This window comes from Sphingorhabdus sp., assembly GCF_044239665.1.
Taxonomy (GTDB): domain Bacteria; phylum Pseudomonadota; class Alphaproteobacteria; order Sphingomonadales; family Sphingomonadaceae; genus Sphingorhabdus_B.
Genome location: NZ_JBIIBA010000002.1, coordinates 1 through 15,920, shown reverse-complemented (window position 1 = coordinate 15,920; position 15,920 = coordinate 1). Strand labels below are relative to the sequence as shown.

The window sequence follows — 15,920 nt, the reverse complement described above, 5'->3', positions numbered from 1 at the left end:
CGTCAAAAGACGCCAAAGGTCCAGCCCTCAGTTGCAGCAATTTCAAAATTTAGTGCATCAGGTGCCCAAAGTTGCGGATTTCCGGCAACATTACGGAGCCATGCGGCGGTTATCAGGGCGTCTGTTGCGTGGTCTGTGTAGCGGTTTAAGGGCAAATGCGGTTTTGATCCAAGCGTTTCCAACGCCAAATCGAGTCCGCTGGCGTCGCGTATCTTGCTGCGACCCTTTGCCACGCCAGCCGCGCGGGCGGCGATGGTGGTGTAAATCTCTAAGGCAACCTTGCCGCGCTCGGGCAGGGGAGCGAAGGGCCAAATAGCTACAGCATCGCGCAGTTGGTGCAGCAGGCGCATACCCGCAAAACTGGCCTTAGCGACTTGCGACGCGCCAATGGCGTCATAGACGGTTGACGCCTTGCCGCTGCTGTTTTTGTTCAGCAACTCGCATTGCCGCCAAAACAGATAGTCGGATTTTGTGCCATCTGCCGCGCCGAAATAGAAATGGCGGCGGTGGCGCTGTTCAAGGAAGGACGCTGCACCCAAATCCGGGTCGTTGCAGACATGGTCGACATAAGCCCAAAATTCACGCGCAGATGTGGGAACATCATCGTCCGGCAGGTAACTGCCGCGTTCTATAAAGGGCGGGGCAAAGCTGAAATCGAAACCGATGAGCAAATCATCATCCTGCGCCAACAGCCAGTCGGCAATGGCTTGGCGCGACCAGACTTTGTCGGGCGGGGTCACGAGGTGCGGGGCTTCGTCGCCTGCGGCACACACCGCAAGCGCGATGCCGGGATGTCGGCTGCCTTTCGCGCCCGACCAGTCGGCGCAGGCGAAACGCGTGAAGCGCGGCATTATTGCGTGTCCGGCCCTGTATTACGGGCGCGCAGCCGGTCCCAATATTGCAGCCGTTCAATTATCTTACGTTCAAAGCCACGTTCGACGGGCTGATATAAAGCGGTGGGTTGCACCGTATCGGGCCAGTAATTCGCGCCCGAAAATCCGTCCGCGCTGTCATGGTCATAAGCATAGCCTGCGCCATAGCCGATGTCCTTCATCAGCTTCGTCGGGGCATTGAGGATGTGCGCTGGTGGCATGAGTGAGCCTGTATCCCGCGCCATTTTCCAAGCTGATTTCTGCGCCGCATATACGGCATTCGATTTGGGTGCAGTGGCGAGATACAGACATGCTTGCACAATCGCGACTTCGCCCTCCGGACTGCCCAAAAATTCATAGGCCTGTTTGGCGGCGAGACATTGGGCCAAAGCCTGCGGATCGGCGAGGCCGATATCCTCACTGGCGAAACGGACCAAGCGACGCAGCACATATAGAGGCTCTTCGCCCGCCACCAACATGCGCGCCATCCAATATAAGGCCGCCTGCGGATCGGAGCCGCGCAAGCTTTTATGCAGCGCGGATATCAGATTATAATGCCCCTCCCGATCCTTGTCATAAACGGGCATCCGGCGCTGCAACAGTGCGGCCATGGCTTGCGGGTCAAGCGGGTTTTCAATGTGAATGGCGAACAAGGTTTCGGCTTGATTGAGCAAAAAGCGGCCATCACCATCGGCGCTGGTGATCAATGCAGACCTAGCATCGTCGGTGACGGGCAAAGGGCGTTCCAATATGGCTTCTGCACGGGTCAGCAGCGTCGCCAATGCGGTTTCGTCCAAACGTTGCAGTACCATCACCTGCGTGCGCGACAGCAAGGCGGCGTTGAGTTCGAACGACGGATTTTCCGTCGTTGCCCCGACGAGCGTGACCACGCCGCTTTCGACGAAGGGCAAAAATCCGTCCTGTTGCGCGCGGTTGAAACGATGGATTTCGTCCACGAACAGCAATGTCTGCTTGCCCGTTCGTGCCATGGCCTCAGCCTCGGCAAAGGCTTTTTTTAGATCAGCCACGCCCGAGAATACCGCCGAAATCGACTTATAATGCATGTCGACGGTGTCCGCCAGCAATCGGGCAATGCTGGTCTTACCGGTGCCCGGTGGTCCCCATAGGATCATTGAGGATAATTTGCCCGCAGCGACCATATGACCGATCGCGCCATTGGGGCCCGTCAGATGTTCCTGACCTATCACCTCGTCCAATTTGGCGGGACGAAGCTTGTCCGCAAGCGGAGCATTTTCCGGCATAGATGCAGGCATAATGGGGCCGTCGCCAAAAAGATCGCTCATGGGCAACGCCCGTTCCGCCGTGCGTGATGACATAAGCATAATCGCTTCGGACAAGTTCCGGAACGCGACCGCCCGCTTGCCACAGGCTTAATGCGCTGCGGTCGCACGCGCAGCACGTTGCCGGATGAGGCGGATATAGGTGTCGGCGACGGTCTGGTTAATCGCATCCCAGCTGAAATCGAGCGATCGTTGCTCGCCAGCTGCGCCATGCTGCGCGCGCAAGTCGGCATCGGTGCAATATAATTGCAAACTGTCGGCAAATTTCTGGATTGCGCCCGGCGTGATTAGGCGGCCTGACACATTGTCCTGCACGAGGCTTTCGCTGCCTGCTGCATTGGCCGCAACTACAGGCAGGCCGCAGGCCATAGCCTCCAACGTGACGTTGCCAAAGGTTTCGGTCACGCTAGGGTTGAACAAGAGATCCATGCACGCCACCGCGCGGCCCAGATCCTGCCCCCCTTGGAAACCCACAAAACGGGCATGGGGCAAGCGGCTTTCAAACCAGCCACGCGCCGGACCTTCGCCAATGACCATGACCTGATGGGGAACATTGCGGCGCTGTAACTGGTCAATCGCGTCCGAAAAGACGTCTAAGCCCTTTTCCATGACCAAGCGGCCCAGAAAGCCGATGACAACAGGTTCGTCAGCCATGCCTTGCGCGCGCCGCCATGCCAGGTCGCGGCGGCCAGAATTGAAAATCTCCCGGTCCACGCCGCGTGACCAGATGTCGATGTCGTAATTCATCCGTTGCGCACGCAAAACTTGCGCAAAGCTCTCGGATGGCGCGACCAACGCGTCGCATTGGCGGTATAATCGGCGCAGCCACGCCTCCACCATGGGTTCGGCGAAGGACATATTATAATATCGAAAATAGGTTTCGAAACGTGTGTGCACGGAAGACAGCACGGCCAAGTTGCGTTGTCGCGCCCATTTGACCGCCTGACGCGCAACGCGGTCCGGACTTGCGATATGGACGACATTGGGGGCAAATGCCTCCAGATCGCGCCTGACTTTTGCCGACAAGGATAAGGGCAGGCGATATTCCGGACGAAAGGGTATTGGCACGGACGGGACGCTCACAAGGTCGCCGGTTGCAACAAAAGCAGGTTCCGCAACCGTTGGGGAATAAATACGCACCGATGCGCCTTGCCTCAAAAGATAGCCAACAAGCCGATTCAAAGCCTGGTTTGCGCCATCACGGACATAATTATAATTGCCACTGAAGAGCGCAATGCGAAGGTCGCTGGTTTGCATAACTTGGCTTTTATCGGCGACAGCGCAAAATGCCAATGGGAATGGTGCATTTGGTGCGATATGCATCCATTATGATATCAAGTCAGATCGATGTTTTGCTGATAGGGCAACCCAAAGCGTTTCACGCCGACGGCACGATGAGCGCTATCGCGCGCACAGCGGTGGACCGACCCGTCTTTCTGGGCAAGCATGGCTTTGTGGGGGACCAAGTGGCCGACCCGACGGTACATGGCGGCGCGGACAAGGCGGTGCATTTTTATCCAGCGGAACATTATCCCAAATGGATTGCCCATTTTGCGGCGGAGAATTTCGTTCATCCTCTGCTCGACCAAGCAGGCGCATTTGGCGAGAATATTAGCGCAGGCGGACTTTTGGAGGACAATTTGCGTATTGGCGACCAGTTTCGCCTTGGGCGCGCCGTGGTTGAAGTCGCGCAGGGGCGGCAACCATGCTGGAAACTCGATCATCATTTCGATGTGCATGGCCTATCAGGCGCAGTCATAAAAACTGGCCGTTGCGGTGGCTATTTCCGTGTGATTGAAGAAGGCGAAGTCGCACCGGGCGATTGTATAGAACAGGTGCACGCGGCTGGGCATGATTGGACCATTGCCCGAAGCTTTCATCTGTTGATTGGCGGCGGGCATCGTTCGGAAGGCGCCACATCAGAATTGCGGGCGCTTGCCGCGCTGGAGACAATGGCGGAAAGCTGGCGGGCTAGGGCGGCGAAATTGGCGGGGTGATCCTTGTTCCAGAGAAGTGCAATGCCCGCTGCCTAAACTCAACATGAACGATCTGGCAGGGTATGATTTTGAAAAGTCACACTCCGTCACCCTGAACTTGGTTCAGGGTCCATTACCCATTCTTGCTCTGGCTTTGCCGCACGATAGACCCTGAAACAAGTTCAGGGTGACGACCTAAAAGGAAAGGGGGACGACCTAAAAGGATAGGGTGACGACCTAAAAGGATGTGGTCAGTCTCCCCGGCGCTTATTCGCTGAAATCGTCCCTATCAGACGCAGGCGCGTAGAGGCGTATGCGGGTGACGCGTTTTTCGTCGGCTTCCAATATTTCCAAAGTCCAGCCGCTGGCCTCATGTACCAACATCTGGCCGATATCGGGGACTTGGCCGGCAATGACAAAGGCAAGCCCGCCAAGTGTATCGACGTCTTCATCCACTTCCGCCAGCTTCGGGTCGATGGCATCGGCCAGATCGTCTAGCTCTGCGCGGGCGTCGGCTTCCCACAATTCGGGGGCCATTTGCGTGAACAGCAATTCGGGCTCGTCATCATGTTCGTCTTCGATTTCGCCGACGATTTCCTCGACCAAATCTTCAATCGTGACCAGGCCCTCGGTTCCCGAATATTCATCCAATACGATGGCCAAATGGGTGCGGGTCCGGCGCATTTCGTCGAGCAAGGCAAGTACGCTCATATTTTGTGGCACGAATCGTGGCTGGCGAATGAAGGATTCGAGGCTGTCGGGACGGTCCTGACCTGAAGCCAGAACAGCGAACACATCCTTGATATGAATCATGCCAATGACGCTATCCAACGTGTCGCGGTATACCGGCAGGCGGCTATGGCCATGCTCGGCGAAGGCGGCGATGCAATCGGCAAAGCCAGCGCTTTCTTCAATCGCGATAATGTCGCTGCGCGGAACCATGACGTCATCAACGCGGTGCTCGCTGAAATGGAGCAAATTGCGCAACATCGTGCGCTCGACGGCGGTCAAGTCGCCATCGGCGTCCGATTGCCCGTTATCGTCGCTATCTTCCTCATGCTCTGCAATCGCTTCTTCAAGCTGTTCGCGCAAAGTCGGCCCGTGGTCGCGGCCAAAGAACATCGTCTTCAGCCGCTGCCATATTCGTCCGTCGTTATCGTCGTCGGTTGCGGTTTTCGAACCGCTAAAACTGTCACCCTCAGGCATAATGGACGCGTACTGGCCTCTTATTGTTCGATTTGATCATTATATGGATTGTGAAGGCCCATAGATGCAAGCGCTTTTACCTCAAGCGCCTCCATCATTTCCGCTTCGTCCTCCTCGATATGGTCATGGCCAAGCAAATGGAGCATGCCGTGGATGACCAAATGCGTTGCATGATAAGCGATGGGGATCTCTTTTTCTGCCGCTTCGGCAGCGCAGGTTTCATAAGCCAGTATGATGTCGCCGAGCATGATTTCGGGGGCATTATAGGTGCCGGTGAGCAAGGCCTCTAATTCCTCATCATCCAGCATAGGAAAGGACAGCACGTTTGTTGGCTTGTCCTTTTCGCGCCATTCGTGGTTGAGCGCTTGGACTTCTGCGTCATCGGAAAGCTTGATGCTGACGCTGACGGGAACAACGGGATCAGCTAGTTCAGCAATGGCTGCAAAGCGGATCGCGGCATCTACTGCCTTTTCAACTTCGCAACTCCCGAAATCGCTTTTGCTCCAAACTACGCCCATGTCGAGTTCGACATCAACCATGCCCGCCCTCATAGGCGTCTACAATCTTGCCGACGAGTGGATGGCGCACGACATCGCTGCTGTTGAAGCGGATGGTTCTTATGCCATCGACACCGTCAAGGCGTTGCACCGCATCATTCAAGCCCGACATGCGTTCCCCGCCGGGAATATCCACCTGATGCGGATCTCCGCAAATGACCATGCGGCTGTTCATGCCAAAACGGGTCAGGAACATCTTCATCTGTGCCGCTGTGGTATTCTGCGCCTCATCCAAAATGATGAAGGCATCAGCCAACGTCCGCCCGCGCATGAAGGCGATGGGGGCGATTTCAATTTCGCCAGAGGCAATTCGCCGCTCGACCTGTTCGGCGGGTAAGCAATCATATAAGGCATCGTAAATCGGCCGCAGATAAGGATCGACCTTTTCCTTCATATCGCCGGGCAAGAAACCCAGCCGCTCGCCAGCCTCAACCGCCGGACGGGAGAGGATGAGCCGTTGCACCGCGCCAGTAATCAACATGGCCACGGCCTGCGCCACCGCCAGATAGGTTTTGCCGGTGCCTGCTGGCCCAAGCGCGAAGATAATCTCGTCGCGGGCCAATGCCTCCATATAGGGAATTTGTGTCGCCGAACGCGGCACCAAAGTCTTCTTGCGCGTGCGGATCATGATGCCCGGCGCGTCGGCTGCATCCTTGCGAACTATGCCTTCTAAAGTGGGTTCAGCGGTCATGGCGATGATGGATTGCACAGCTTCGGTATCCATATCCTGTCCTCGCGATAGGCGGGAATAAATGTCATTGAGAACGTCGCGGGTGCGGCCAATGGCGCCAGCTTCACCTTCAATCTGTACGCGATTGCCACGGGCCGAGATGTAAACCCCGAGGCGGTTTTCAATCGTGACCAGATTGCGGTCAAATTCGCCAAAAACCGCGTTAATCAAATGCGGCTTATCGAAGCTCATTTCCAGCCGGGACAAGTCACCGGCTTGCGCTTGGGCTTTTTTTGCCATTCAGGCGGCTGCTCTCATCGTTGGTTCACCTTTCAAGCTAAGCGGTCCAGAATCGGTTATCTCTACGGTAACAATATCGCCGATTGAAAGGTCCGGCGCAAGGACATGTACCGATTGGAGCCAAGGCGATTTGCCGATGAGTTGCCCTGCGAATTTTCCGGGCCGTTCCAACAGGACATCAGTGGTGCGGCCAATGGTGCGATCATTGAATGCTGTCTGGTCCGCCACGATTTGCGCCTGAAGCCGTTGCAGCCGTTCGTCCATGATTTCCATGGGTATTTGGTCGGCCATGTCGGCAGCAGGTGTGCCGGGGCGTGGGCTATATTTGAAGGAATAAGCTTGCGCATGGCCAACTTCACGCACGAGGCTTAACGTATCCTCAAAATCGGCGTCAGTCTCACCTGGGAAGCCGACAATAAAGTCACCGGAAAAGGCGATATCGGGTCGCACAGCGCGCACGCGGTCCAAGATACGCATATAGCTGTCGCGGCTGTGGCTGCGGTTCATTGCCTTTAAAATGCGATCTGATCCGGACTGAACGGGCAGATGCAGAAATGGCATCAGCTTTTCAACGTCACCATGCGCGGCAATCAGCCCTTCGGTCATGTCGTTCGGGTGGCTCGTCATGTAACGGATGCGACGAAGCTCCGGTATTTTGTCGAGCGCGCGGATAAGGCCATCTAGGCCTTGCAGCTTGCCCTTGTCATCTTCGCCGTCCCATGCGTTGACATTCTGGCCAAGCAAGGTGATTTCGCGCGCGCCCGCATCGACTATCGCTTTGGCTTCATCGATGAGATCGGCCCAGCCGCGGGAGATTTCGGCGCCTCTGGTATAGGGCACGACGCAATAAGTGCAGAATTTGTCGCACCCTTCCTGCACCGTCAGAAACGCCGATGGCGGCTGTTTGCGGCGGGCCGGCAGCTTGCCAAATTTGTCGAGGCCGGGCAGGTCGAGGTCAACCACACGTTCGCCGCGTCCGACCGCTGCCACCATTTCGGGCAGGTTGTGATAGGCTTGTGGACCAACAACAATGTCAACTTCGGGCGCTCGGCGGCTAATCTCGCCGCCTTCGGCCTGTGCGACGCAACCTGCGACGGCGATGACGGGGCTGGTCCCATCTTTGCGGCGCAGACGTCCAATCTCGGAATAGACCTTCTCCGCTGCTTTTTCGCGGATGTGGCATGTGTTGAGGACGACAAGATCGGCATTCGCCTTGTCATCCGCAGGCGACATGCCCTGGCTTTCGAACATCTCGGCCATGCGCTCGCCATCATAGACGTTCATCTGGCAGCCGTAATTTTTGATTGAATAGGTTTTTGGGGAATCCATGCTCATAATGCGCGCCTATACTATGCGCGCCGCGTTGCCGCCACCCTCCATCGCAGCGCCAATACGCGCCCGCACTTCGGCGGAAATCGCTTTACGGTCCGGATAATGGAGCGGATCAAATGGTTCCAGAAAATGCAGGGTCGCGGTTATCGGTTTGAGATAAGACAACAAACGCCAGAAATTCTCAGTCACTTTTTCGTCGCCAACCCAAGCCACGCGGGGCGTATGGTGGCCATAGCTGAGATAGACAGGCTGAACGAGCATGCCAGCGGGCGGCGGAACCAAAGCGGCGAACAAAGACGGTTTGAACGGCAATAGGCCCGATCCATCATGCGTTGTGCCTTCGGGAAAGATGGTCACCGGCTGGTCGCCGGTCATGGCCGCGCGTAAATAATTGACTTGATTGCTAACGCTGGCGCGGTTTTCGCGGTTGACGAAAATAGTGTTGTTGATCTTGCACAGCCAGCCAATCAGTGGCCAGCTTTCAATGCCGTCATTGGCCACGAAGGTGCAGCCCGTCACGCCAGACATAACGGGAATATCTATCCAGCTATGGTGGTTTGCGGCATAGAATACATTGCTGCGTATCCGGGTACCCGTGGTGGCGGTCGCAATGCCGCTGGTCCAGCTAATCGAAAGCAAAAACAAGCGCGGCCAAGGCGACGGTTTGCGGATTATCCGCCAGACATTATGCAACAGCAAGCTTGCGGACAGGCTGGCCGCCATCAGCAGCAACCGTGTCAAAAACAAGAACTGGCCCGTGACAAAAGCTGTCCGGTTGCGTCGTTCAATCCTTGCGGTCGATGGCGACGCCATAAAGCTCCATACGATGGTCGACCAAACGATAACCCAAGCGTTCGGCTATGATTTTCTGCAATGCCTCAAGCTCTGGGTCGACAAATTCGACGACCTTGCCAGTTTCGACATCAATCAAATGGTCGTGATGCGCCTCGGGCGATGCCTCATAACGCGCGCGGCCATCGCCAAAATCATGCCGATCCAATATGCCAGCTTCTTCAAATAAGCGAACAGTCCGATATACGGTGGCAATTGAGATTTTGGGGTCAATGGCCGATGAACGTCGGTAAAGCTCCTCCACATCGGGATGGTCGGTTGCATCGGAAATCACGCGCGCGATGACGCGCCGCTGATCGGTTATGCGCAGGCCCCGTTCGTTACAGAGCGCTTCGATGTCAATTTTGATATCCATTGGATGTAACGTTTAGTGCCGCCCCGTGATTCGTCAAAGAAAAAGGCCGGGGGTGTCCCGGCCTTATTTTTCTGCGGATAAGCAAAAGGCTTATCTCACTTTCTTTTTTCGGCCTGAACCCGGCGCGCGTCCAAGGCCAATGGCCTTAGCCAATTCGCGGCGCTGCTCTGCATAAGCAGGGGCGACCATCGGATAATCGGCGGGTAATCCCCACTTCGCGCGATAATCATCCGGCGTCATGCCATAATGCGTCATAAGGTGACGTTTTAGCATTTTTAGCTTTTTACCATCATCCAGACAGACGATGTAATCACGCTTGATAGAGTTACGGATAGGAACGGCTGGTTCCAAGGCTGCTTGTACGACAATAGCAGGTCCGGATATTCCGGACAGTGCGGCGTGTACGTTAGAGATTAAAGTGGATACATCCGACACTGCAACGCTGTTGTTGCTGACATGTGCGGCGACAATATCAGCAGTAAGCGTAATTAACAGTTCGGCAGACTCGTTACCTTCTTGTGACATTTTAAAACTCCAGACCCAGTTATTATTATTTTGTATTTCAGGTTTGTGTACATCATCGAAAAAAAATCGTCAACTCAAGGTCAAACATCGACGCTGCATTATAGTTCCAATAGCATCGTGATCGCATCGGGACTTATGCCGTCGGCATTTTTATAGTAATTTTTCCGGCGCCCAATCGTGGTAAACCCAGATTTAAGATAAAAATCGTACGCATTATTGCCATCGCGAACTTCAAGGAAGATTTTGGTTCGTCCCGCCTCGCGCGCCCGATGGATTGTTTCGGATAACAAAAGTTTTCCGATATTTTGGCCCTGAAGTCGCCGGGCGACGCCAATCATCAATAATTCTTGATGATCAAATACCCAGCGGCTCATGGCAAAACCGCAGACGCCTTCACCGTCTTTAGCAAGCAATAATTGGCAATCGGGAAGCACCAAAGTGGATAGGCATTGTGCGGCGGTCCATGCCTCGCCAAATTGAGGGTCGAATGCGTCGTTCATGATCGTCATCATGGCCGCAATGTCTCCGGCACCGCCTTCGACGACTCCAATCATTTGGTGTGGGATGTGGGCTTTGCGTCCGGCGCCCTGCCGTAAATTGGCGTTGCCGCAAGCAGATGCTGTGCCCGCAAATGCGTCCAATGGCGCGCATCAGGTAGCATATCCAGCCAGTGGCGGTCGTCCCGCTGGGGTTCAATGTCGCCTGCCACCAATTTGGCCGTGGCAAGGCTCAACAGATCGGCGGGCAGGACGGAGCGCACAGGGGCCAGCGAATGCCCTTGCGCATCAAATGCCTCAAAGAAATACTCGCCATGGCCGCCAGTCATGACAACGTCTATTGGTGCAGGTTCCGCCAACTGCGATCGCGCCATTGCGGCAACCAAAGCGAGGCAACCATAGCCATGCACATCAATATGCCATGCCAAGCCCAAAGCCTTTGCGGCGGCCACGCCGACCCTAATACCTGTAAAACTGCCCGGTCCGACATTTACCATGACCCGATCCGCCTTACCATTATCGGGCAAAGCCGCGATCAGCGGAAGCAAGCGTTCGGCATGGCCGCGCCCGATGATTTCATGCGCAGCGGCGATAACATTCTCGTCATCAAACAAAGCGACCGAGCACGCGCGTGTCGCAGTATCGATGACCAATGTCCGCATGACCGTTCGTTGGCCGCTGGATCAGAGGATATTGTTAAAGCGGTCGAACGCGGGCCTTGGGCTGCGCTCGAAAATGCTCGCTTTGTCGCCATAGCCCAAGGTGCAGATGAAGTTCGATTGCACTTTAGTAGTTGCAAAAAACGCCTCGTCCACCGCGTCATTATTGAACCCTGACATTGGGCCAGTGTCTAACCCGAGTGCGCGCGCCGCGAGCATGAAATATGCGCCCTGCAGGCTGCTGTTGCGGAAGGCGGTTTTTTCTATAGCGACGTCATTGCCGGCAAACCAGCTGCGCGCGTCGGCGTGCGGGAAAAGCTCTGGCAGATTTTCGTAGAATTCGAGATCCATGCCAATGATCGCGGTCACGGGGGCCTGAAGGATTTTCTCGCCATTGCTTGGCATGCAACATGCGGCAAGTTTCTGCTTAGCCTCTTCGCTGCTGCACCAAATGATTCGCGCAGGCAGGCAATTGGCCGATGTCGGGCCAAATTTCATCAGGTCCCAAATCTGTTCCAGCTGTGCGGACGACACTGGCGTATCTAAATAGCCATTATAGCTGCGCGCTTCACGAAAAAGCTGATCAAGGGCAGCATCGTTCAGGGGGTGTGACATGATATATACCTTTGGAATATAGGAGGTTAAGCTGCGCGCACTTCACTGACTTCAGGCACATAATGCTTCAGCAGTTGTTCGATACCGTTTTTCAGCGTGGCAGACGATGATGGGCAGCCGGCACAGGCACCCTGCATTTGCAGGAACACAACGCCCTTCTGAAAGCCGCGATAGATGATATCACCACCGTCATTGGCGACAGCAGGGCGGACGCGGGTTTCGATCAGCTCCTTGATCTGCTCCACAATATCGGCATCCGCAGGGTCATCCAACGGATAGTCTGCTGCACCTGACGGGACCGAGAAACCAGCGGAGGCCGGCTTGAACAAAGGCATGTTGGCGCTGAAATGGTCTAGCAATATACCAAGCACGTCCGGCTTGAGGCTTGCCCATTCAACGCCGGGCGCTGCCGTTACCGAAATAAAGGAATGGCCAAAAAATACGCCAGTAACGTCACCAAGCGCGAAGAGCGCTTCCGCCAGGGGAGAAGCCTCTGCCTCTTCTGGCGAAGCAAAGTCGCGTGTTCCTGTGTCCATGACCACAAGGCCGGGCAGGAATTTGATGGTCGAAGGGTTGGGTGTGAGTTCAGTTTCTATCAGCATTCTCCGCATGTGGTGCGGTCGCTCACAAAGTGCAAGCCAGAATGTCTTGACAGCGGCCAAGCCTGCGTTGACGGAATGGAGGATAAGGAGAGCAAAATTGACAGATCAACCGAACAAAACCGCATGGATCACAGGGGCATCGTCTGGCATTGGCGAAGCCTTGGCCAAGGCGTTTGTTGCTAGCGGCGGCTATGCGATATTGTCTGGGCGCAATGTCGCGGAGCTACAGCGCGTTGCGACCGAAACAAATGCGGCGGAACGCTGTTTGATTTTGCCATTTGATACGGTGGATTATGATAGCTTGGCGCACAAAGTAGCCGAAGCTATCGCGTTTCAGGGCCATGTCGACGTGCTGGTCAACAATGCGGGCATCTCCCAACGGTCGCTTGCATTGGATACCGATTTTTCGGTCTATCAACGGATTGTCGATGTTGACTTGCTCGCGCCTATCGCGCTCACGCAAGCGTTGTTATCGCACTTGGTTTCGCGCGGTAGCAGTCAGATCGTGATGATCTCCAGCGTGGCGGGTAAGGCGGGAATTCCGATGCGCACGGCCTATTGCGCGGCAAAACATGGCTTGATCGGCTATGCCGACGCGCTGCGTAGCGAAGTTGCGGGGCAGGGTGTAAAAGTCCTTGTCGTCGCGCCAGGGTCGGTCAAAACCAATGTCTCACTTAACGCGCTCAACGCCGATGGTTCCGTGCGGGGCGTCAGCGACGCAGCGATCGACAATGGTATTGACCCAGATAGAGTCGCAAGCCTCATTTGGGAGGCAGTGCGTGATGGTAAGCGCGAAATCGTCATTGCCGAAGGGGTGGAGGCCGGAATACCTGTGCTGCGCGCGCAGGATCCGGAAAAGCTGTTTGACATGGTAGAGGCTATGGTCGCCGACGGCTACGCCAAGAAAATATCTGCGCGATAAGCTGACCCTATGTTCGGCCTGCGCGGAGGGCTGCGCCAGCGGCAAAGGGGGACAGCGCCGTAATGACTAAAGACGTCGCCGCGAGCAACTGCATCGCGTTACCGGGATCTTCGGCCAAGGTGCCTGCGCCGAAGATCAGCAATGGAATGGTGATGGGGACCAACAACAACCCGCCAAGCGCGCTTGCACCGCTTAGGCCAGCGGTGAGGGCTGCAATCATCACCGACAGGCCAGACAAAGCGGGCAAAGCCAAAGCAAGGCCAAGGAGCAAGATACCCAATTGCGCCTCTGGCAAGCCAATCAGTGCAGAACCAACCACCGTTGCCAATAGCAATGGCAAAGCGAATGCTACAATATGCCCTGCGATCTTGGCTGTCGCGACAAGCTCATCCGACCAACCCCGCAAAGCAAGCTGATCAAGCACGCCGGATTGACGGTCGGGTAGGATAAGCCGTTCAATGGGCAGGAGCGTCGCGAGCAGCGCAGCGATCCACAAAATGCCGCCGCCTGTGCGCGCCAGCAATGCCTTGTCGGGGCCCGTCACAAAGGGGAATAATGTCGCTACAGCGAGGTAAAACACCACCGGAAGCCATAGACCGCCGCCTGTCCATGCCAAACGCACCTCACGGGCGACCAGAGCAACAAACGCCTTCACGCGGTTGCGCCTTGGCCGTCGAGCAATAGGCTTGTTGCAACATTGATGGACGGCGGTTGATGTGCGGCAACAAGGACAATTCCGCCCGAGGCCGCACGCGCAATTATCGCCTGATCAAGCCGCACGCAGCTTGCACTGTCGAGGCCGTTATAGGGTTCATCCAACAACCAAATATCTGCATGGGAGGCAAGGACGCGCGCGATGCTAGCGCGCTTGCGTTGTCCTGTGGAGAGAAAGCGCACGGGAATATAAGCAAGGTCTTGCAAATCCATATCGATTAGGGCCGCCTCGCGTGCGTCGGCCGATGCGCCGTCCATATCAGCCCAAAAGCGGAGCGCGTCCTTAACGGTGACATTTCCATCCAGCGCCAGATTTTCGTCCGTGAGCGCCATGCGACCTTTGGAATGGATTGCACCAGAGGTTGCTGTCAGCAATCCGGCGACAAGGCGCAGCAATGTAGATTTTCCGCATCCATTGGCACCCCTGATCCAGATGATGTCACCTGCGCGCGCCGCCACCGAAAGACCGCGCAGCACCATGCGGTTGCCGCGCATGACGGCGACATGGTCAAGGCTAAGCGATGGCAAGGATGCTTGACGGGAAGACATATCGCGACTTAGGCAGATATTCGTTCAATTGCAAAAGCAGGATGAGGTTATGCACATTTCAAGACTGGAAGACGCCGCCCGCGATATCGCCATGCAATTGCTGCCGCAATGGACATATGACGCAGATGCCAAGGGTATCCGCCGAACATTGCGCTTTGCCGATTTTGCAGAAGCGTTCGGTTTCATGACTCGCGTAGCGATTTTGGCCGAAAAAGCGGATCATCATCCCGAATGGTTCAACGTCTATAATCGCGTTGAAATTTTGCTGACCACCCATGATGCGGATGGCCTGTCGCAACGCGATATTGACCTTGCTAGCAAAATAGACGCGATTACGGCTTAGGTCGCAATCACGGCTTCGTCTGTACAACGTCGCCAAGGCCGCCCAATAGGCCCAATTGCTTGCGCAAACGGTTTGGAAACCAGCGCGCGGAAAAGGCCAGTTGCCTCGCCATTTTGTTAACCGGCATATGCACCTTGTCGCCGTGAATGGCTTCCCACGCCGCAGGGCCAATGATTGAAACGGGGCTGACTTCAACGCCAGCTGATTGAAGTCTTTCCTTGCCCGTCATGTTGCTGCCGGCGTCGACATTGCCGATGATGTTGGTGTCGATGAATCCGGGCATCAGGCTGCGAGATTTTATGCCATATGGACGCCATTCAATGTCATGCGCTTCGGCCAGTCCACGCACCGCGAACTTGGTAGCGCTGTAAACGCTTAAGCCTGCCGACCCGTAAATACCCGCAGCAGAGCTGGTGTAAAGCACACATGCGTCCGGCGTATTCTTCAAAAGGTCGAAACACGCCCGCGTGCCGCTGATCACGCCCGTCAGGTTGATTGCGATCATGCGATCAATATCTTCGTCGGTCATGTCCTGGATAGGGCCGCCAGCGCCGATCCCTGCATTGTTGAACAAAACGGTCATTTGGCCGTTGGTGTGCTTGGCAAATGCGGCGACCGCCTTTTTCCATTGCGCGCGGTCAGTGACGTCCAATTTGTGACGCGAATAACCGTCCTTTGGTAACAAGGCAGCGGTTTGGTCCAAACCTTTTTCATCAATGTCCGCCAGGCCGACAAACCAGCCCACATTTGCAAAATACCGCGCAACTTCGCGACCAAGGCCGGACGCGGCGCCTGTGATGAAAATGCTTTTTTGTGCTGTCGACATTATGATCATTCCTCTCTTACTCACATGACTGTCAGCGACATCAATTTGCCCAAAACGTCAACTGATTATTGCAGGCGCCTATAGTGCAAATATGTTGTGGCGCTTAAATTGCTTGAAAACCCTTATACCAGCGTGCGCTGATGCTGACTCAGATTTGGGATTCCCAATCGGTTGAAAGTCTGATTCTATGTTGTTCTTCATTTGGAGGAGGTGACATGGGAGCATCGATTAGCTTGCGGGATGATTT

At 55.6% G+C, this 15,920-nt stretch carries 20 protein-coding genes; 3 read left to right on the top strand and 17 right to left on the bottom strand.

Going from position 1 to position 15,920, the window contains the following annotated elements; genetic code table 11:
- Positions 1 to 2 precede the first annotated feature (2 nt).
- The 3 genes from ACILP3_RS00815 to ACILP3_RS00805 form a co-directional block, all read right to left on the bottom strand.
- Positions 3 to 851: a hypothetical protein gene (locus ACILP3_RS00815; RefSeq protein ID WP_395614782.1), complete on the bottom strand. Its 849-nt coding sequence runs from the start codon at positions 849 to 851 to the stop codon at positions 3 to 5.
- Positions 851 to 2,176 (bottom strand): replication-associated recombination protein A, encoded by a 1,326-nt coding sequence (locus ACILP3_RS00810; RefSeq protein ID WP_395614781.1) that lies wholly within the window; start codon positions 2,174 to 2,176, stop codon positions 851 to 853. The genes ACILP3_RS00815 and ACILP3_RS00810 overlap by 1 nt, the downstream gene beginning before the upstream one ends.
- Before the next feature lie 87 nt (positions 2,177 to 2,263).
- On the bottom strand, positions 2,264 to 3,430 hold the full coding sequence (locus ACILP3_RS00805) for a glycosyltransferase family 4 protein (RefSeq protein ID WP_395614872.1): 1,167 nt from the start codon (positions 3,428 to 3,430) through the stop codon (positions 2,264 to 2,266).
- A 71-nt stretch (positions 3,431 to 3,501) separates the two neighbouring features.
- Here ACILP3_RS00805 and ACILP3_RS00800 point away from each other — a divergent pair, with 71 nt between their 5' ends.
- Positions 3,502 to 4,170 carry an MOSC domain-containing protein gene (locus ACILP3_RS00800; protein WP_395614780.1) on the top strand — a complete coding sequence of 223 codons (669 nt, stop codon included), beginning with the start codon at positions 3,502 to 3,504 and terminating at the stop codon, positions 4,168 to 4,170.
- Positions 4,171 to 4,416: 246 nt separating this feature from the next.
- On the opposite strand, the gene ACILP3_RS00795 is transcribed toward ACILP3_RS00800, so the two are convergent.
- The 11 genes from ACILP3_RS00795 to ACILP3_RS00745 all read right to left on the bottom strand — a co-directional run bounded on the left by ACILP3_RS00795 (position 4,417) and on the right by ACILP3_RS00745 (position 12,319).
- On the bottom strand, positions 4,417 to 5,355 hold the full coding sequence (locus ACILP3_RS00795; RefSeq protein WP_395614779.1) for a hemolysin family protein: 939 nt from the start codon (positions 5,353 to 5,355) through the stop codon (positions 4,417 to 4,419).
- Between the two features lie 20 nt (positions 5,356 to 5,375).
- Positions 5,376 to 5,894: an rRNA maturation RNase YbeY gene (gene ybeY / locus ACILP3_RS00790; protein ID WP_395614778.1), complete on the bottom strand. Its 519-nt coding sequence runs from the start codon at positions 5,892 to 5,894 to the stop codon at positions 5,376 to 5,378.
- The gene (locus ACILP3_RS00785) at positions 5,887 to 6,882 is read right to left on the bottom strand and encodes a PhoH family protein (protein ID WP_395614777.1); all 996 of its coding nucleotides are present in this window, start codon (positions 6,880 to 6,882) and stop codon (positions 5,887 to 5,889) included. Before ACILP3_RS00785 ends, ybeY begins: the two co-directional genes overlap by 8 nt.
- The gene (miaB, locus tag ACILP3_RS00780) at positions 6,883 to 8,217 is read right to left on the bottom strand and encodes a tRNA (N6-isopentenyl adenosine(37)-C2)-methylthiotransferase MiaB (protein ID WP_395614776.1); all 1,335 of its coding nucleotides are present in this window, start codon (positions 8,215 to 8,217) and stop codon (positions 6,883 to 6,885) included.
- 9 nt (positions 8,218 to 8,226) lie between these two features.
- A complete protein-coding gene (locus ACILP3_RS00775; protein ID WP_395614775.1) occupies positions 8,227 to 9,027 on the bottom strand; it encodes a lysophospholipid acyltransferase family protein in 801 nt (266 codons plus the stop codon).
- Positions 8,999 to 9,421 carry a Fur family transcriptional regulator gene (locus ACILP3_RS00770; protein ID WP_295492172.1) on the bottom strand — a complete coding sequence of 141 codons (423 nt, stop codon included), beginning with the start codon at positions 9,419 to 9,421 and terminating at the stop codon, positions 8,999 to 9,001. The genes ACILP3_RS00775 and ACILP3_RS00770 overlap by 29 nt, the downstream gene beginning before the upstream one ends.
- A 90-nt stretch (positions 9,422 to 9,511) precedes the next feature.
- On the bottom strand, positions 9,512 to 9,946 hold the full coding sequence (locus ACILP3_RS00765) for a MucR family transcriptional regulator (RefSeq protein ID WP_395614774.1): 435 nt from the start codon (positions 9,944 to 9,946) through the stop codon (positions 9,512 to 9,514).
- A gap of 98 nt (positions 9,947 to 10,044) precedes the next feature.
- Positions 10,045 to 10,500, bottom strand: coding sequence for a ribosomal protein S18-alanine N-acetyltransferase (gene rimI, locus ACILP3_RS00760; protein ID WP_395614773.1), 456 nt, complete (start codon positions 10,498 to 10,500; stop codon positions 10,045 to 10,047).
- Positions 10,497 to 11,105, bottom strand: a complete 609-nt coding sequence (gene tsaB, locus ACILP3_RS00755; RefSeq protein ID WP_395614772.1) for a tRNA (adenosine(37)-N6)-threonylcarbamoyltransferase complex dimerization subunit type 1 TsaB — start codon at positions 11,103 to 11,105, stop codon at positions 10,497 to 10,499. The genes rimI and tsaB overlap by 4 nt, the downstream gene beginning before the upstream one ends.
- A 21-nt stretch (positions 11,106 to 11,126) precedes the next feature.
- Complete coding sequence (locus ACILP3_RS00750) at positions 11,127 to 11,717, bottom strand: malonic semialdehyde reductase (protein WP_395614771.1); 591 nt, start codon at positions 11,715 to 11,717, stop codon at positions 11,127 to 11,129.
- Positions 11,718 to 11,743: 26 nt separating this feature from the next.
- Positions 11,744 to 12,319 (bottom strand): NifU family protein, encoded by a 576-nt coding sequence (locus tag ACILP3_RS00745; protein WP_395614770.1) that lies wholly within the window; start codon positions 12,317 to 12,319, stop codon positions 11,744 to 11,746.
- Positions 12,320 to 12,416: 97 nt separating this feature from the next.
- Here ACILP3_RS00745 and ACILP3_RS00740 point away from each other — a divergent pair, with 97 nt between their 5' ends.
- On the top strand, positions 12,417 to 13,241 hold the full coding sequence (locus ACILP3_RS00740) for an SDR family NAD(P)-dependent oxidoreductase (protein ID WP_395614769.1): 825 nt from the start codon (positions 12,417 to 12,419) through the stop codon (positions 13,239 to 13,241).
- 7 nt (positions 13,242 to 13,248) lie between these two features.
- On the opposite strand, the gene ACILP3_RS00735 is transcribed toward ACILP3_RS00740, so the two are convergent.
- Complete coding sequence (locus ACILP3_RS00735) at positions 13,249 to 13,896, bottom strand: heme exporter protein CcmB (protein WP_395614768.1); 648 nt, start codon at positions 13,894 to 13,896, stop codon at positions 13,249 to 13,251.
- A complete protein-coding gene (gene ccmA / locus ACILP3_RS00730; RefSeq protein WP_395614767.1) occupies positions 13,893 to 14,504 on the bottom strand; it encodes a heme ABC exporter ATP-binding protein CcmA in 612 nt (203 codons plus the stop codon). The genes ACILP3_RS00735 and ccmA overlap by 4 nt, the downstream gene beginning before the upstream one ends.
- Before the next feature lie 49 nt (positions 14,505 to 14,553).
- Here ccmA and ACILP3_RS00725 point away from each other — a divergent pair, with 49 nt between their 5' ends.
- On the top strand, positions 14,554 to 14,847 hold the full coding sequence (locus ACILP3_RS00725; RefSeq protein WP_395614766.1) for a 4a-hydroxytetrahydrobiopterin dehydratase: 294 nt from the start codon (positions 14,554 to 14,556) through the stop codon (positions 14,845 to 14,847).
- Positions 14,848 to 14,854: 7 nt separating this feature from the next.
- Here ACILP3_RS00725 and ACILP3_RS00720 read toward each other — a convergent pair whose 3' ends face one another.
- Entirely contained in the window at positions 14,855 to 15,673 is an 819-nt protein-coding gene (locus ACILP3_RS00720) for an SDR family oxidoreductase (protein ID WP_395614765.1), read from the bottom strand.
- Positions 15,674 to 15,920 lie beyond the last annotated feature (247 nt).

Excerpts from the sequence above, each read along its gene's own strand:
- ACILP3_RS00720 (WP_395614765.1), bottom strand. The coding sequence starts at position 15,673 with ATGTCGACAGCACAAAAAAGCATTTTCATCACAGGCGCCGCGTCCGGC.
- ccmA (WP_395614767.1), bottom strand. The coding sequence starts at position 14,504 with ATGTCTTCCCGTCAAGCATCCTTGCCATCGCTTAGCCTTGACCATGTC.
- rimI (WP_395614773.1), bottom strand. The coding sequence starts at position 10,500 with ATGATTGGAGTCGTCGAAGGCGGTGCCGGAGACATTGCGGCCATGATG.
- ACILP3_RS00725 (WP_395614766.1), top strand. The coding sequence starts at position 14,554 with ATGCACATTTCAAGACTGGAAGACGCCGCCCGCGATATCGCCATGCAA.
- ACILP3_RS00775 (WP_395614775.1), bottom strand. The coding sequence starts at position 9,027 with ATGGCGTCGCCATCGACCGCAAGGATTGAACGACGCAACCGGACAGCT.
- ACILP3_RS00745 (WP_395614770.1), bottom strand. The coding sequence starts at position 12,319 with ATGCTGATAGAAACTGAACTCACACCCAACCCTTCGACCATCAAATTC.
- tsaB (WP_395614772.1), bottom strand. The coding sequence starts at position 11,105 with ATGCGGACATTGGTCATCGATACTGCGACACGCGCGTGCTCGGTCGCT.
- ACILP3_RS00800 (WP_395614780.1), top strand. The coding sequence starts at position 3,502 with ATGATATCAAGTCAGATCGATGTTTTGCTGATAGGGCAACCCAAAGCG.
- ACILP3_RS00770 (WP_295492172.1), bottom strand. The coding sequence starts at position 9,421 with ATGGATATCAAAATTGACATCGAAGCGCTCTGTAACGAACGGGGCCTG.
- ACILP3_RS00785 (WP_395614777.1), bottom strand. The coding sequence starts at position 6,882 with ATGGCAAAAAAAGCCCAAGCGCAAGCCGGTGACTTGTCCCGGCTGGAA.
- ACILP3_RS00750 (WP_395614771.1), bottom strand. The coding sequence starts at position 11,717 with ATGTCACACCCCCTGAACGATGCTGCCCTTGATCAGCTTTTTCGTGAA.
- miaB (WP_395614776.1), bottom strand. The coding sequence starts at position 8,217 with ATGAGCATGGATTCCCCAAAAACCTATTCAATCAAAAATTACGGCTGC.
- ACILP3_RS00805 (WP_395614872.1), bottom strand. The coding sequence starts at position 3,430 with ATGCAAACCAGCGACCTTCGCATTGCGCTCTTCAGTGGCAATTATAAT.
- ybeY (WP_395614778.1), bottom strand. The coding sequence starts at position 5,894 with ATGGTTGATGTCGAACTCGACATGGGCGTAGTTTGGAGCAAAAGCGAT.
- ACILP3_RS00810 (WP_395614781.1), bottom strand. The coding sequence starts at position 2,176 with ATGAGCGATCTTTTTGGCGACGGCCCCATTATGCCTGCATCTATGCCG.
- ACILP3_RS00765 (WP_395614774.1), bottom strand. The coding sequence starts at position 9,946 with ATGTCACAAGAAGGTAACGAGTCTGCCGAACTGTTAATTACGCTTACT.
- ACILP3_RS00795 (WP_395614779.1), bottom strand. The coding sequence starts at position 5,355 with ATGCCTGAGGGTGACAGTTTTAGCGGTTCGAAAACCGCAACCGACGAC.
- ACILP3_RS00815 (WP_395614782.1), bottom strand. The coding sequence starts at position 851 with ATGCCGCGCTTCACGCGTTTCGCCTGCGCCGACTGGTCGGGCGCGAAA.